Source organism: Aeromonas sp. 600724 (assembly GCF_049175135.1).
GTDB classification, from domain to species: Bacteria; Pseudomonadota; Gammaproteobacteria; order Enterobacterales; family Aeromonadaceae; genus Aeromonas; species Aeromonas veronii_A.
This window is the reverse complement of the sequence record NZ_JAAKUM010000015.1, coordinates 59,525-75,815: the sequence shown is the minus strand read 5'-3', so window position 1 is coordinate 75,815 and position 16,291 is coordinate 59,525. Positions and strand designations below refer to the sequence as shown.

12 protein-coding genes are annotated in these 16,291 nt (G+C 48.3%); all 12 read right to left on the bottom strand.

What is annotated here, in order from left to right; translation table 11 throughout:
* Positions 1 to 10: 10 nt before the first annotated feature.
* Positions 11 to 1,345 (bottom strand): capsule biosynthesis protein, encoded by a 1,335-nt coding sequence (locus G5168_RS14810; protein WP_216953368.1) that lies wholly within the window; start codon positions 1,343 to 1,345, stop codon positions 11 to 13.
* Positions 1,346 to 1,352: 7 nt separating this feature from the next.
* Positions 1,353 to 3,443: a capsular polysaccharide biosynthesis protein gene (locus G5168_RS14805; protein WP_421252402.1), complete on the bottom strand. Its 2,091-nt coding sequence runs from the start codon at positions 3,441 to 3,443 to the stop codon at positions 1,353 to 1,355.
* A gap of 22 nt (positions 3,444 to 3,465) precedes the next feature.
* On the bottom strand, positions 3,466 to 4,536 hold the full coding sequence (locus G5168_RS14800) for a galactosyltransferase-related protein (RefSeq protein ID WP_421252401.1): 1,071 nt from the start codon (positions 4,534 to 4,536) through the stop codon (positions 3,466 to 3,468).
* A gap of 12 nt (positions 4,537 to 4,548) precedes the next feature.
* Positions 4,549 to 5,421, bottom strand: coding sequence for a UTP--glucose-1-phosphate uridylyltransferase GalU (gene galU, locus G5168_RS14795; protein WP_421252400.1), 873 nt, complete (start codon positions 5,419 to 5,421; stop codon positions 4,549 to 4,551).
* A gap of 319 nt (positions 5,422 to 5,740) precedes the next feature.
* Positions 5,741 to 6,619 carry a hypothetical protein gene (locus tag G5168_RS14790; protein WP_421252399.1) on the bottom strand — a complete coding sequence of 293 codons (879 nt, stop codon included), beginning with the start codon at positions 6,617 to 6,619 and terminating at the stop codon, positions 5,741 to 5,743.
* Positions 6,609 to 9,737 (bottom strand): glycosyltransferase, encoded by a 3,129-nt coding sequence (locus tag G5168_RS14785; RefSeq protein WP_421252398.1) that lies wholly within the window; start codon positions 9,735 to 9,737, stop codon positions 6,609 to 6,611. The genes G5168_RS14790 and G5168_RS14785 overlap by 11 nt, the downstream gene beginning before the upstream one ends.
* A gap of 30 nt (positions 9,738 to 9,767) precedes the next feature.
* Positions 9,768 to 11,018 carry a UDP-N-acetyl-D-mannosamine dehydrogenase gene (gene wecC / locus G5168_RS14780; RefSeq protein WP_421252397.1) on the bottom strand — a complete coding sequence of 417 codons (1,251 nt, stop codon included), beginning with the start codon at positions 11,016 to 11,018 and terminating at the stop codon, positions 9,768 to 9,770.
* Positions 11,019 to 11,086: 68 nt separating this feature from the next.
* Positions 11,087 to 12,262, bottom strand: a complete 1,176-nt coding sequence (gene wecB, locus G5168_RS14775; protein WP_227342487.1) for a non-hydrolyzing UDP-N-acetylglucosamine 2-epimerase — start codon at positions 12,260 to 12,262, stop codon at positions 11,087 to 11,089.
* Positions 12,263 to 12,310: 48 nt separating this feature from the next.
* On the bottom strand, positions 12,311 to 13,303 hold the full coding sequence (locus tag G5168_RS14770; RefSeq protein WP_323970339.1) for a CgeB family protein: 993 nt from the start codon (positions 13,301 to 13,303) through the stop codon (positions 12,311 to 12,313).
* Between the two features lie 228 nt (positions 13,304 to 13,531).
* Positions 13,532 to 14,758, bottom strand: coding sequence for a sugar transporter (locus G5168_RS14765; protein WP_323970340.1), 1,227 nt, complete (start codon positions 14,756 to 14,758; stop codon positions 13,532 to 13,534).
* Between the two features lie 15 nt (positions 14,759 to 14,773).
* Positions 14,774 to 15,424, bottom strand: coding sequence for an ABC transporter ATP-binding protein (locus G5168_RS14760; RefSeq protein WP_323970341.1), 651 nt, complete (start codon positions 15,422 to 15,424; stop codon positions 14,774 to 14,776).
* 11 nt (positions 15,425 to 15,435) lie between these two features.
* Positions 15,436 to 16,236 (bottom strand): ABC transporter permease, encoded by an 801-nt coding sequence (locus tag G5168_RS14755; RefSeq protein WP_323970342.1) that lies wholly within the window; start codon positions 16,234 to 16,236, stop codon positions 15,436 to 15,438.
* Between the last annotated feature and the right edge of the window lie 55 nt (positions 16,237 to 16,291).

Below are 16,291 nucleotides of genomic sequence, written 5' to 3'. Positions count from 1 at the left end.
TAGGCAGACATCAAACGAGTAACATCAGAGCGGTTGAACCGATAGATGTAAACGGGTCGCTAATACCATCGAGAGTGGCCAGCCAGGGTAATGTAAGGCACATGGTATTATTCACCCTCATACGGCGTTCCGGCGATACAAGCTCATCACGCATATTCGGCGCTGAAAGCTTCATTTTTTCCATGACCGCCAGCGCACTCATTTTCAGATGACGGTAAAAACTGGCATTGAGCTGGGTCAGATGGAGCAAGGAGTGGCGCACCCGTTTGAATGTCTCGGCACATACCGGGCTCTGCGAGTGCCAGAAGGAGGCCAGCGAACCTTTGGTGGTCAGACCGTCAATATCATAGAGTGCCCGCCCCATGCAGAAGGTGGGTACATCATGGAGCAGAGCAGAGAGACCGACCGTGCTGTTGATGGTGATCACCCCTTTGAGCAAGGGATACAGGGTTGGCAGCGGCAGTTCATAACCGTAAAAGACCCTCCCCTCCAGGCCAAGCACCGCGATGAGCCTGTTTATCTGGGCACGATAACTGACATAGCCCCGATCCATGGGGTGGTGCTTGAACAGCAACACATCTTCGGGTTTGGCATGCTCCGCAAAGGAGTTGATCACCTGCGCAACCATCTCCTCTACCCCGCTCAGGTCAGAGTGCTCACGGATCTGAAAATCCTCGGTCACTTGCAGTGGCACAAAGAAGATCCGCCCGGCGTGCTGCGGCAACGCCTTGAGCAGGGCGCGATCCTGGCGCAAGTTGCCGTATTTCACCATGGCGCCACAGACCCACCCCATCGCCTCCTGCACCAGACTCCAGGGACGGTGATTCACAAAGTGGGGATAACGCCAACGGAACAGCGACTTGTTGATGTGGTAGCGACTGGCATACCAGGCGCGCACCGCAAAGGTCTTGCCCACCTTGAGCGAGCTGTCATAAGGCACAGGCCAATCCAGTTGGGCAAGTTGATCGCGCCGCTCATACCAGGGGCTGAAGGCATTGACCCCACCCTGCTCCAGCGTGACGAAATCGGGTCTGAGATAGCCCTCCTCCATCGCCCAGAATGGCACTCGCTTCAACTTGCAGATACGGCCAGCCTCCAGATGGTAATAACGGCAGTCCCCGTAACAGATCACCGTATCGATACCCTGCTGCTTGAGCACCCGGCGGAAAAAGGCGTTCCAGCTCTCCGGTTTCCCGCGAAAACGCAGATTTTTTCCGGCACAGGGCCAGCACTCATCCCCGCCATTGAAATGGATCTTCACCACCTGATGTCCCGCCTCGGTCAACTGGCGACTCAGGGTCTGAAAGAAAGGGCCAAGCGGGCCTTGCAGTAACAAAATCTTCATTGACGACTTATCTCAAAAACGGGGAGAGAGAGGGGCGCTGCATGAGCGTCTGGAACAAGTAACCGAGCTTGAGCTGCCAGCGTTGCCAGCGGCTCGCTTTTTGGGCCGATGAGTGTCCCTGCTTCGCCAGTTGGTGGATCAACTGCTCCGGACTTATCCAGAGCCCGGTCTGCCAATCGAGATAGAGCGGATAGGCAACCAGCGTCAGATAGACCAGCGCCGCCAGCGGCAGACTACGTTGACGACGAGCAGGCGGATTGGCATCCGTGGTCAACCCCCAGCCACTGTAGAAGGGTTGGCCCCAGGTCGTCACCTTGACCCCCTGCACCAGCGCCTCGAAGCCACTGAGCGAGGTCATGGTATGCAGCTCATCCACATGGGGATAGAGGCTGGTGAGCCCAATATCCAGCACCTGGCTATCGACACACTCCGCCAGACAGGCCGCAGAAATCGCCCCACCACGATTGCCCGCCACCACATCAGGGTGTGGCTTGTAGAGAATATGAGCATCGGGTTTGGCCGCTCGCACCGCCCACAGCAACTGCTCATTGCTGCGAATATGGGGGCTCCCGGTCAGGATGGAGGCATCGCCATCTACCTGACCCACCACCAGCACCAGCTCACGACCATCATCGGGCCTGGTGTAGTGCTGCGGCTCGCCCACATTGTATTTGCTGACCCTGTGTTCCTGTAGCAAGGCAAGCAGCGCATCCCCGCGCTTGACCTCCGCCTCTGTCAACTCCTGATAGTTGAGCAACTGTTCCAGCCCGCTGGGAGTGCGACTGTCGAAATAGATCCCGACCGGGTCCAGTGACAAGGAGGAGGGACGACAGAGATTGGAGCCCAGCCCCCTCGAGCGAATAAAACCATCCTCGACCCGGATTGCAGAGGCGAGATCGGGGTGGCGGCTACCCCACACCAATATCTGCTCGTCACCGGTCAACCGCTTGGGTGGCTTGCGCACAAAGCGCAACTCATCGGCCAAATGCTGGCAAAACGCCTGCATAAATGCCCGCTTCCACAGCGAGAAACCGACCAGATAAAGCCTGCGCCAGCGCGGCGCGGGGCGGCGCTGATTCGCAATAATGGCGATCACCTCCTCGACCTCGCAACGCTGGCCCAGCACAGGGTCGAGATAGCGGGGATAGCGGATCAAGGCTGCCGCGACCAGCTGGGCGAGCGACACTTTTACGTTGCGCCGTTCACACTGCTTGCTGTCATGGGTCAGCCCCCAACCCGCATAAAACGGCATACCGAAGCAATAGACCGGCTTGCCAAGCAACAGGCCCTCAAAACCAAGCTGGGATGACACCGTATAGACCGCATCCACCACATTGAGCAGTGCATGGGGATGGCAGTGATCGGCCACAATCTCCACATCATCCAGGTTCAGACGGGCCAACACCCCGCGCTTCTTGCCAAGGCGAGTATCGGGATGGGTGCGCAGCAGCAGGCGCGCATCGGGATGATTGCGGCGCGCCGCCTCCACCATCGCCACAAAATCAGCTTCACTGGCCAGCGCCCCCGGAATGGAGAGATCTCCCGAGACCTGATCAACCAGCAGGATCCTGGGTTTGGCGCTCTGCTGCAGACGTGTGGCAAGCCCTGATGGCAAGCCGCCATAGTCCCCGACAGCAGAGAGGGCGGTCACGCTGCCGCTGGCAATCGACTGATCGGGGGCAGTGGCATAACAGTTGTATTTGGTGACCCCGAGGCGTACCAGCTCATCGATCAGTCGCTCGGCCCGTGCCAACATCTGTGGCTCGCACGGGGTGGCAATCAATTGCTCAAGCTGGCTGGGCTGGCGGGCATCGTAATAGATCCCCACCGGATCGGCGATCAGCGAGACCGCCTTGCCCCCCTTGGCGGGATGGCCGATATAACCGATAAAGCCATCTTCAAGCTGCCAATAGGGCAAACTCAGGGTCTTGGCCTGCTCCTTGATCTGGTGGGTATTAGCCTTCTGGCCCCAGCCGATCAGCACATCACCCGGCTGTACGGCATCAGGGGAAGCAAAACGCGCCAATGGCTGTCCCAGACAGGCGCTGATTTGAGTGCTGCGGGCCAGTATGCCGCTGGATTGTGTCCATAGAGTCATGCAAATTGCTCAGATAAAAAGTTCAGCGAGATGTGGGCTTAAACATATCTCTGAAAAAGGCCCGAGGGTTGAGGTAGAGCTTGCGCAGCTTGCGCCACAGTGGCCGCTTGCGCTGCACCCCCTCTTGCCAGCGCAACAGCCCCGGATATTCGCTCACCGGATAGCCCGCCTCCTCCTGCAAACGGATCATCCACTCGCGAAAATCCGGCAGCTCCCCGCCAAGGTCGTTACAGGGCACCACGGGCCCTTTCAACGGGCCTCGCTCTGCTTCGCTGCGAGCCAGCATCTGCTCAAGCAACTGATCATTGTTAGCCCGCCGCTTGTGGTAAGGGTGAGTCAGTGGGCGCGGATGCCACTGGTGAACCAGAAACCGGCCGGCAAACAGATGGGGCAGCGCATAATAGCTGAAATAGCGCCGAAACCCCTGATAATCTCCCGGATGCTGGACCTTGATATTGAGGGCATAGTCATCCGGTCGTGGCCCGATGGGGTAATGACGGGTGAGCCTGTCAATCAGTTCAAGATCTTCGCCGCCATGGCCGACAAACTGCTCGTCAAAGCCCCCCAGCTGCAAAAACCACTCGCGATTCATCAGCAAGCAACTGCTGGCCAGGGCAATTCCCTCCACCCGGTGATTTTCTCCCCGCAAAAAAGACTCCAAGCAGCCCTGAAAATCCCCATCAAAGCGCTCTGTCTCCTCCTTGGTCAGATAGAGACAGGGGTACATCTCAAAAGAAGGTTGCCCTGAATGAGCATACAGCTGGCAGCGGTCAGGAAGTTGTTTTGCCAGTTGCGGTGAGCAAAGGAGATCTGCATCCATGATAAAGAGCGTGCGTGCGGTACTGTGCTCAATACCATGGCTACGCGCCAATCCAGGCGAGTAGATAGGAAAAGGCTGTGAATCTTCCAAGATCCGGGCATCAAGCTGCCCTGCTAGCAGATTGCACTGGTTGGTCGGAATCAAAATATCCAGATTGCCTGCGATAAAAAGAGACTGGAGGCATGCCTCCAGTCTCATCAACGCAGAATCCAGACTACCCCGCCCACTTTGCTGAAAGTGGAACGGTGTAATAACACTGAGATCTCGCGACATGGTGTCCTACGCTCAGTGGGCCAGCAGTTCTTCGAGATAGGCTCGCAGCGTGTCCGACAACTCGGGATGGCGCAGGCCATATTCAATGTTGGCTTTCATATGGCCCAGTTTGCTGCCGCAGTCATAGCGGATACCGTCAAACTCGTAAGCCATGACCTCTTGCTCCTTGAGCAAATCGGCAATGGCATCGGTCAACTGGATCTCGCCACCGGCCCCGCGCTGGGTCTGCTCAAGTAGCTCAAAAATGCGTGGCTGCAGTACATATCGGCCAACGATGGAGAGGTTGGATGGCGCCTCCTCACGGGGCGGTTTCTCCACGACGCCATTGAGTTTATACAGGCGTTCGCTCACCGCTTGTGGTGCAATGACGCCATACTGGCTGACTTTTTCCATCGGCACGGCTTCTACAGCCACGACCGAGCAATGGCTCTCGCCAGCGAGGGCAATCATGGTGTCGAGGCAGGGAGTCTTGTCGCAGTGGATCATGTCGTCAGCCAGCAATACAGCAAACGGCTCGTTACCAACGATCTGCTTGGCACACAGTACGGCGTGGCCCAGCCCCAGGGCTTCAGTTTGACGAACATAGAAACAGTTGACGCCAGCGGGAATGATGTTCTTGACGGTATCGAGCAACGCCTTTTTACCAGCTTGCTCGAGCTTGTACTCAAGCTCGAAGTTGCTATCGAAGTGATCTTCGATGGCACGCTTGGTCCAGGATGTAACAAAGATCAGGTCGGTAATACCTGCCGCAATCGCTTCTTCAACTGCATACTGTATCAGTGGTTTATCCACGACGGGTAGCATTTCTTTCGGACATGCCTTGGTCGCGGGCAGGAATCGGGTACCCATTCCTGCGACAGGAAATACTGCTTTTCTTATTCTCATACTACGCCCTGAATTAGGTATTATGTTGTAAAAAACATAACGTCTTTAGTTTGATATTTAGAATAGCCTTATCTATTTAATATATTGACGAAGGACTACCTCGTGACATTCTGTGATGTAAATGCAACGCTAGAATAATGGCATCTAAAAATACTATTCTCATAGTAATAAATAATGCGCCACTATATAGCAACATGTCCAATGCTAATAAATAAATTCTGATATAGCAACATTGGTAATGTGATGCGTGTCAATATCAATTATAATAACTTTACTGGGAGTGTTACTCTATCATTTTAATTGTAGTTTAAAGGAGGTGCTATTTTTTTATTTTCAAATCTTCCTTTATACTAATACCAATTAACTCACTAATCTTAAGAAGTTGTTCTTTCGACAATCCGACAAGACTTTTTGTAATGAAGTTTGAATATGTACCATTTCGCAGCGTTGGTTCGAATCTTGATTGAAACTTTGCCAAATAGTCCTCCCATGGTAGGAATGGATGGTATATATGATTAGCATTTTTAATGCTAGTGTTGAGCAAAGGAATAGTTGTACTAAAGCAAGAAAAATTCAATCCAGACATCAAAACTAAATCAGAGCACTTTAAATTATTTTTCATAAGAATAGTAGAGACAAATGTTTCATCATTTGGGCATTGTGAGTTTGATTTTGAACTAAATGACTTTATACGGTGTTCTTCACAAATTGAAATTGCTTCTTTGCTCATCCTAGTAATTGGAAATGAACATGAGTATACATTCTCTGATATATTCAGACCAGTTTTAGTCCAATAACCATTTGGATTTGCAGGGCCAAACCTAGGCGCTATAAAGTCCATATCATTATTCTTAAGGTCTAAAAAAATATTTTTGCAATTCCTTCCAAAATCAATATCCGGCTCTAATAGCCAATATATGTCTCTGTCCACACGGCTTTTGAAGGCATAATAAAACAGGTCTCCACATAACCATCCAAACTTATTGGGTAGATTTAGTTTTTTCTCTTCCGTATACTCGCTTAATGACACAACATTATTATTAACCCCATAGCATTTACCAGTTTTAGAGTCATCTACTATAAAAAATATATCGTCTTTGTTTATACCAAAGTTATCCTGCAGACAATTATATATCCTCGACTCTTCAGTTGAGATCTGATGACATCTAATTCCAATTGCAAATCTATTATCTAACATTATTTTCTATCTCAACAAGTAAATTATATGCAGCATTTGAATCACCAATGATTGACTTCATGCTAATTTCATTTAATTTGCTTAATTCACTATTTTCTTCACAAAGAGCCCAGATTTTTGTACCAGACCCCATATAATCACTGACTTTTGATGGAAGATACGGATTTATTCCTTTTTCTTTTGAAACTTCAGCATCGTTGACAATTAAGCAATCAAACCCCTTTATTAACTTGAGGAAATCCAGGTAATCAAGATAACCATTAACCTTAATAAAGTCAGAAAGACCACTGGCATTCACAAAATTAGATGCATCATCTTTTTGTTCTGTAAAGACATGTAGCATAATATTTTTTCGCCCATGTTCTTTGTATGTTTTCAAAGCATTTAAAACATCATCAAGATTTCTCTTTGAATAAAAAGCTCCGAAGTATCCAATATTTTTTATTTTGCTGTTAAGTGGATATTCTACATCCCCCAGATTATAATAAAAATCATCCAGTGTAGGGTGTTTGGAAACTTTTGATTTATCGCTCACAAGATTTTTTATTTTTACATCTTTTATCATTGAAAGCATGTAATCACGCTGATTAGTACAAGTGAAAACGATTGTGTCAGCAAATAAATATGGCAGGAGTTCACACCAAAAATATAGATTATCATTATCCTTGTATTGTAATAGTATTGAATCAATCTCTTTTGACTTGCCTAATACATTCTCTTTTATAAAGTCTAAATCAAGTTTGGAATACCTTTCCTGCGACTTTATATCCCACAATATGGGGTCAGAAAACTCGGCGGTCCATTTCAGTGCCGGATTTGCCTGTTTGACAAGGAAGGCGGCAAAATGGGATGCGGGCCACATGGCTCGACTATATATCTTTTCATAATTAGATTGCTTTCTTGTTGCCCACTTTAGTGTCTCAATAGCAAAACCATAGATTCCTGACCAGTTTGCGAAAGTAGACGGCGTGTTAACAATCTTTCTCTGCTCGATGAGATCATTAACAAGAAGATTAAGATCGTTAGATACATTTCTCACTTTACTCATGTTGTTATACACAACATCGACAATTTCACCTTCGGCTCTAAGTCTCTTTGCCATAACACAAGCGCTTGTATCAACATAAGGCGGGAAGCAATAGGATATAACTAAAGACTTGGATTTACCTCTGTTAATAACTTCATAAGAGAAATCTTCAAGTGATAGTGTCTTCAACTCAAGAATCAATTCTTCCTTGTATTCTGGAGACTCACTCAAGAAGTTCTTAATAAAAGTGCACTGAGCATTTATTTTTGACTGAATAAATGCCAATTGTTCTTTATCGTTTGAAAGCGCCTGTAATGACTTCAATTCCTTAATAACTTGCAGGCGCTGACGCACACAGAAATCAAAGGTTGAGTTTTGTCGTGAAACTGAGTTCTGAGTAATACGCCTAATGTAATAAGCATTATCTGATTCAGGAACTACTCTTATTTTTGGTTTGAATTTAGACATGTAATCGCAAAAGAATACAACGTCTTCACCACTACGTAAATGTGAAACAAAACTCACTTTTTTGAGATGGTGGGTCGGCAACAATTTACATGCAATCATTGTCGTAATAGCAGTAACATCATTGTAAGAAATTTCAGCTTTAGTTGATGCCAATAAATATTGTTTATTAGCACTATTATCTTTTATTAAATTTCCAGTCTCATTTAAGTCATGAATGCCGGAAATAACGATTGAGTCTGTCGAACGTTTGTTATAGAGAGACTGAATATAGCTCTCAGTCAACATATCATCGTTATCTAAGAATATTGTAAATTTTCTATCAGCATAACTGATTGCAATATTTCTTGCGTTAGATGCACTAGGGGTTACATCATGATGTATAAATACATCTATATCCTGATTGTTTTTCTTAAATTCTTCATATAATGGGAGAGAACTATTGTCCTCACCATTTACAATGATAATTACCTGAATCAATGATTTTGATATTGTCTGTTCTAAAATTGAATTCAGCATATCAGGTATAGTATCGTTCCCTTTATAGCTTGGAACAACGATACTTACACCATCTTTGAGGGACTGAAACTCTTCATCCTCCTCCTGCTCATAAATCGTAGCATTTTCGTCCGAAACCATATTAAAACCGTTTAATATAGTTATTTCGCCCTTGGATTGCCAAGTTTGAAGACCAATTAATATTGTACCCACTTCAGAGGGAGGTGTAAGCATAAGATGCAGTTTATTTTCCACATCACAGGTATCAAGATAAACATACCTTCCTACTGTTGCAGATATATATGTATTAGGTATGTTGCCTGATAATTCACTACCATCACGTCCAATATATATTAAACGAGCGAGAACATCCTTATATTTTACAGAGGATGAAAAAGAAAATGAAAACTTAATCTCATCTTGACCTATTGGAGTAAAGCTAAACCATGATGGTTCTTTGTTGAGTGGAATATATACATCATCATTAATCGTTGGAATTAGTTTTAAGGATGGCTCTTTATACCTATCAATAGAATTTAGGTTACTTATAAATTTAGGTGGTATTTGTACCGACTTTGACGTAACAGATAATCGTCGAGATTTCGCAATTTTTTTAATTGAATATAACTTTCTAAACAATGACAGTATACTTTCATTGTTTTTGCGAAACATAATCAATGTATTACCTAGCAAAAAAGATATTGAATTTTTTGCTTTTTTCGTCCTTTCTATTTCCTTTTCAAGCTCAACTTGCAGTTCATATTTTTGCCGTTCTAATGTATAAACGTGTTCACGTAGAGAATTAAAAACAGACTTATTTAAACTACTTTTTTCAACGGTATCAGCTAACTTCTTATTCTCAAGAATAAGAGGAAGCAGGTAATCGTATTGTTTTTTTAGAGACCGCTGAGAAAGAGTAACAATATGTTCTCTCTGTTCTTTAATATCATTATGGATTTGTACTAAATTCTCCTTCAATAAATGAAGATGCTTCTCATCTGAGACATGCGGAGATTGAACGGATATCTCGTTTGAAAAATAGCTTTGTTGATGACTTACGGGCGCTATATTGTTCTTTTTTGTGATTTTTTTTCTTTGCCGTGCTTTCATGATAATAATAGTGGGCATTAATGCCCACTTTTCCTTATTTGGTTGTTTTTATGCGTTCACAAAGTTCAGAAATTTTGCATTCATTACATCAGATGCATTGATACCCATAAATTGCTTATGTTTGACCAGAATCACGATGACATCAGCCTGTTGCAAGGCATCGGATAGTGTGGAAAGAACGACGTTGTTACGGTTTTCCAGTACCGGCGGCAGTGCTTCGATATTGGGCTCAACCGCCAGAATTTTATAAGCCGGGTTATTTGCCAGGGTCTTGGTGATATCCAGCGCCGGGCTCTCACGCAGATCGTCGATATCCGGTTTGAAGGCCAGACCCAGACAGGCAATTTTCGGATTGCTCAGACCGGCAACCGCTTTTTCTACCTGCGCCACCACATAGTGCGGCTTGTAGTCGTTGACCAGGCGAGCCTGGTGGATGATTTTGGCAGTGTCAGGATTCTGGTTGACGATAAACCAGGGATCAACTGCGATGCAGTGGCCCCCCACGCCGCAACCCGGTTGCAGAATATTGACTCGCGGGTGACGGTTGGCAAGGGAGATCAGCTCCCACACATTGATGCCCTGCTGGTCACAGATCAGCGACAGTTCGTTGGCAAAGGCGATATTGACATCACGGAAAGCGTTCTCGGTCAGCTTGCTCATCTCGGCGGTGCGCGCTTCGGTGGCAATGCACTCACCCTTCTTGACAAACATCTTGTAGACCTGAGTGGCGGCTTCGGTACTGGCCTTGTCCATGCCACCGATGATGCGATCGTTCTCCACCAGCTCGCGGATCACCTGACCGGGCAACACGCGCTCCGGGCAGTGGGCAACAAAGATGTCAGGGGTCTGGCCTTCTGCCACTGTGTGCGGGAAGGTCAGATCGCTGCGCTCTTCGGCCAGCCATTTGGCCATCTGTTCGGTGGCCCCCACCGGAGAAGTGGACTCCAGTACCACCAGATTGCCTTTCTCCAGCATGGGCGCCAGGGCACGGGAAGCACTCTCGATATATTTCAGATCCGGTTCGTGATCTTCACCCTTGAACGGGGTCGGCACAGCAATCAGGAAGGCATCCGCCTTCTGCGGGCTGGTGTGTGCGCTCAGGTGGCCATCCTGCACCGCTTGCTTGACCAGATCTTCCAGGCCCGGTTCCACGATATGGATCTTGCCCTGATTGATGGTGTCTACCGCATGCTGGTTGACATCGACACCGATAACCCGAATGCCGTTGCTAGCGATGACTGCTGCTGTTGGCAAACCGATATAGCCCAGACCAACGACGGAGATGGTTTCGAATTTCATTATCTTGTGCTCTCAAAAGTAAAACAGGGGGCAAATATGCCCCCAAGGACAGTTATGTAATCTGTAAATCAGGCCACTTGCAGGCTGCTGTCAATCTGCTGGCCGAGGGCGCCGCTCAGGCCAATGACAGCCTCAACGATGCGTTGACTGGTTCTGCCATCCCCATAGGGGTTGTTGGCATGGCTCATCACCTGGTAGGCCAGCTCGTCATCCAGCAGGCGAACGGTTTCTGCAACGATAGTCTCGTCACAGGTCCCCACCAGACGAACTGTTCCCGCCTTGACGGCAGCAGGACGCTCTGTGGTATCTCGCATGCACAGCACCGGTTTGCCCAAGGTGGGCGCCTCTTCCTGAATACCGCCCGAGTCGGTCAGGATCAGGTAGCTCTGCTTCATCAGATAGACGAACGGCAGGTAATCTTGCGGCTCGATCAGATGTACATTGTCGAGACCCTTGAGGTTGCGGTTGACCGGCTCTTGTACATTGGGGTTGAGGTGCACCGGATAGACGATTTGCACATCATCACGCTGGGCCAGTACGGAGAGCGCCTTGCAGATCCGCTCAAAGCCATCGCCATGGTTTTCGCGGCGATGGCCGGTGACCAGGATCAGCTTCTTGCTCTTGTCGAGGAAAGGGAAGCGCGCGGCCAGTTCAGCCTTCATGCCAAGGTTTTTATCAATGCGTTGGGAAACCTCAATCAAGGCGTCGATCACCGAGTTACCGGTGACGAAGATGGTCTCCGGAGCGATGTTCTCCATGATGAGGTTTTTCAGCGAGCTGATCGTCGGGGTGTAGTGTTGATCGGCGATGCCGCCAGTCAAACGACGCATCCCCTCTTCCGGCCAGGGAGAGTAGATGTTGCCGGTGCGCAGCCCTGCTTCAACATGGCCAACCGCGATACGGTGGTAGTAGGCGGCCAGTGTCGCCGCAAACGACGTAGCCGTGTCACCATGCACCAGAATGCGGTCCGGTTTGAACTCGGCAAAGACAGGTTTGAGCCCCTGCAAGATGGCGGTCGTGACATCGGTCAGATCCTGGCCCGGCTTCATGATGTTGAGATCATATTCCGGTTCAATTTCGAACAGGTTGAGAACCTGATCCAGCATCTCCCGGTGTTGCCCGGTCACGCAGACCCGCACGTCAACCTTGCGATTGGCCTGGAAAGCCTTGACGATAGGGGCCATCTTGATGGCTTCCGGTCTGGTACCAAAAACGATCAATACTCGCTGCGCCTTAATTGGCATAATAATCACTCCCGTGTGAGCTAATTGGTTTTATCTACCCGAAACTAACTAATAAAGACTGAGTTCACTGTTGAGCTGTGTCAGCCTGTGTTGCCAGGTGTGTTGGGCCAGCACGATTTCCATCGCGTTTTGGCCCAATTCGTCTCTTAGTCGAATGTTTTTTTGTAATTGTGCACACCATTCGCGCGCCGCAGCACCATCCTGCACTGCGACAATGCTCTTGCCAAAAATGTTATCCATGGCGATCGAAGGGGTGCTGATAATAGGGCAGCCAGCAGCGGCCAATTCAAACACCCGACGGGATAGCATGGTTGAAGATTGACTAATCGTATTGAAGTTTAAATATATTTGATATTGCTGATATGCCTTGGCAACCGACATTTGAGTAATCGCAGGTTTACAATAAGGTTGTAGTTGCTCAGGATAGCTGCAGCCATTTCCCTTCTGCCAAAACCGGTCAAAAATAATCAGATTTTTATCTCGCAATGCCAGAAGAATATCCTCCTGAACCCTGCTTCGCTCAGCCAGCTCGTTACCATAATAGCCACCCAGAAATGCGACCTCCTGACCCCGCACTCCCTTCTCTGCAGGGTGATACCAGCGTGGCTGGGCAGCAAACATCAGCACACCGACATGCTGAAAACGCTGATGGGGGAGCGCATGATAGCGCTCCAGTGAGCCGGAATCCGTGGTGTAGACCACATCAAACAACGCGGCTGCATCAGCAAAGCGCTCGAAGTGAAACGGATCCTCTTTGTTCCAGAAAATTGTTGTGATTTTCCGCTTGTGGCAGAATTCCAGCAACCTCCGCAGCTCTGGTTTATTGGGGGAACTATGGGCATAACTGGCTATTTTCCCTTTCCAACTATCCTTATAACCACGCCAGGCTGATTCGACAAATAAAAAGTCAGGTTTGAAAAATCTTAACTTCCATTGCCAGTCTATCGGTGTTATTTGAATTAAATCTGCGTCTGGAGCCAAACTGAATGTAGTAAACTGGTCGGCCACTAAAGCAATACATGGTCGTTTATTATTGCCCAAAGAAATTGATCCACATATATAATAAAGTGAGAATCATAGCCACCTATTATTTACATAGCGTGGAATATGAACAGCATGCTGGTTTTTATCAAAAAAACAATAAATTCTTATGAAATAGTCACTTGGCTATATTCTGACAGGCAGACCTCATTCCTCAACGTTATCTCTTTGGCAGATGATATTCTCATCTGCCAAGAATACAGATCTGACCTATCTTGCATCACCCTATCAATCCTGGTGTTCACGCAAGGTCGCCAGCCCCATAACAATCAGGCCATAGAAGAGGCAAAGCAGAACACCAATTGTGACCAGGTTATACAAGCGGCGTGGGTATTCGGCTTCTTCCGCCAAGGTTGGCTTCGTCACGACCAGCAGGTGTTTCAGCTTGCGATATGCCTCAACGCGGGCTTGCTCCAGACTGATAAGGCCCGTCTTGTAGAGATCAGCAGCCAGAGTGGCCTGGGTTTTCAGATCCATATATTGGGCAGTGATTTCGTTCATTGCCTCAGGTGCCACCTGAGTGCCAGCACCGGCATCATTGGTGGTCAATTTCGCCTTTTCCTGTTTCAGTTGCTTGCTTAACGCATCAACACGACTTTGCACCGATACCACCCCTGGTGCGCTCTCTTTCATATAACTGCGCAATTGCTTCAGTTCTGCCTGCTGGCGCACCAGCTCGGCTTCAATTTCACTGACCACACCAAGGCGTGCAGTGCTGGTCGATTCCGGGCTGATTAGCTGATGGCTATTTTGAAACGCCAGCACCCTGGCTTTCTCTGCCTGCAAGCGTTGATGGGAACGGTTAACCTCTTGCTCGACAAACGCAAGCTGATCCATGGCGACCTGGTGGCCCAGCTTGTTGATAAAACCTTCCGCCTCTTTCAGCATCATGCTAACTACCTGCTGGCCATAGACGGGATCAAAAGCCTGCAGTTCGATAGTTAATACCCCGGAGAGTTCATCAAGACGCAAGGTCAGGTGATCACGGTAATATTCAAGAAACTCTTCGCGGGTTGCCTCCCCCGATAAACGGGAGAAGAAGTCGGCATCATGGCTTTGGTAGTGCGCTTTGAGCGCCAATTCGCGATCCAGCTTGGCCAGCAGATCCCAGGAGCGCAGATAGTCTTGTACCAGCAATACGTCCTGATGATTGTTACCACCCAGCCCCAACATAGACAGGGCATCGGGCAACATTTTGATCTGGTCGGCCTGCTTGATGATGATTCCGCTGCGGCTGACATAACGGTCTGAAGCAATCCCGCCAAAATAGATCGATGCCATGGTAAAGCAGGCTACAACCCACAAAAAACTGCCCAGTTTCAGACTCTGTTGCCAGGACCTGTGGGCAATTTTATAACCGTTGGAATCAATGAAGAAACGCTTCGGCTCTTTGCCAAGTTTGCGAAGCTTCCGCACGAAGCGTGATGGCTTTTCTGTTCTGATAGGTTGTGTCATGTTTAATTGTGCTTATTATAGATTTTGATAAATACGGATCGCATCGTCGATATTGTCAAATACCTCCAATCGGCTATTTCGTAATAAAATACCCATATCACACTGCTGACGCAGATTATTCATATCGTGCGACACCATGATAAGACTGGCCGTTTCACGCTTTTTGTTAAATACATCGATACACTTCTGCTTAAAACGCGCATCCCCTACCGAGGTGATTTCGTCAGTCAGATAGATATCGAAATCAAACGCCATGCTAACCGCAAAGGAAAATTTGGAACGCATACCACTGGAGTATCCCTTGATTGGCAGCTCGAAATGCTGACCGATTTCCGAGAACTCCTTGACCCACTCTTCCACGGCAGCTGTCTCGCGTACCCCGTGGATGCGGCAAACAAAGCGGGTATTTTCACGCCCCGTCATGCTGCCCTGAAAACCGCCCCCCAATGCCAGTGGCCAGGAGACCCGGCAATGCCGGCTCACCTTGCCTCGGTTGGGCATATCCATGCCCCCGAGCAGTCGTAGTAGGGTCGATTTGCCCGCCCCGTTGACCCCCAGAATGCCGATATTGCGGTCCCGAGGCAGGGTGAGCGATACATCGCGCAGCACATAGTTACGACCGAATTTGGTCGGGTAGTACTTGGTAACTGAATCAAGAACGATCATCTGGTTTCACTTTAACTGGCAATCAAGCGGCGATGGCTCAACCGATAGCAACTCATGGCGAAAGTAAGCAGTATCAAGGTGACAGCAGCCAGATACTCCCAACTAACATATGGACTGCTATAGCCGGCAATCCAGCCACTGCGAATCAGCTCAATGGCATGCACCAGCGGATTCCATAAAAACCAGTGCCGATATTGGGTCGGAATAGTGGCCAGCGGGAACATGACACAAGAGATAAACATCAATGGCATCATCAGCAGGCCGAGAAACTTGTCGGCCTCTTGCATCAGGTTGCAGATCACACAAAAAACAACGCCGAGGGAAAACGAAAATACCATCAGCAGCAAATAAGCCACGATGACCTTAAGCGGATCTGCTGGGATGGCATCAAAGCCAAACCAGAGCAGACCTAGCACCAAGATCACTCCCACAATCATGCCCACCATGGTTTCGAGCATAAAACGAGCGATGAAGGTTGAAAATGGTGTGACCTGACGGTAACAAAACAACCCCATATTAGCGTTAACAGACAACTTCAGCTGATTAACGACTTTATTGAAAAACATGAAGGGTAGATAACCGGCCGTAATAAAAACTTGCGCAGATACACCGCCGAAACCGCTATGGCTACGCAAGCCAAAAAGAAGGCTAAAAAAACCGATCATCAAAAGCGGTTCAAGCAGAGCCCAGGCATAACCGAGCCGGTAACTACCAAAGCGGGTTTTAAGCTCACGAATAAGCAGGCCAAAGACAACATCTCGCAACACCTGCAGGGATGTGCGCGGCGTTTGATTAAGAATCGGTTTATTCATTAGTTCGCTTTACCTATAGCAGACTCGCCTATTGGCGAGTCTGCTTTTTTACAGC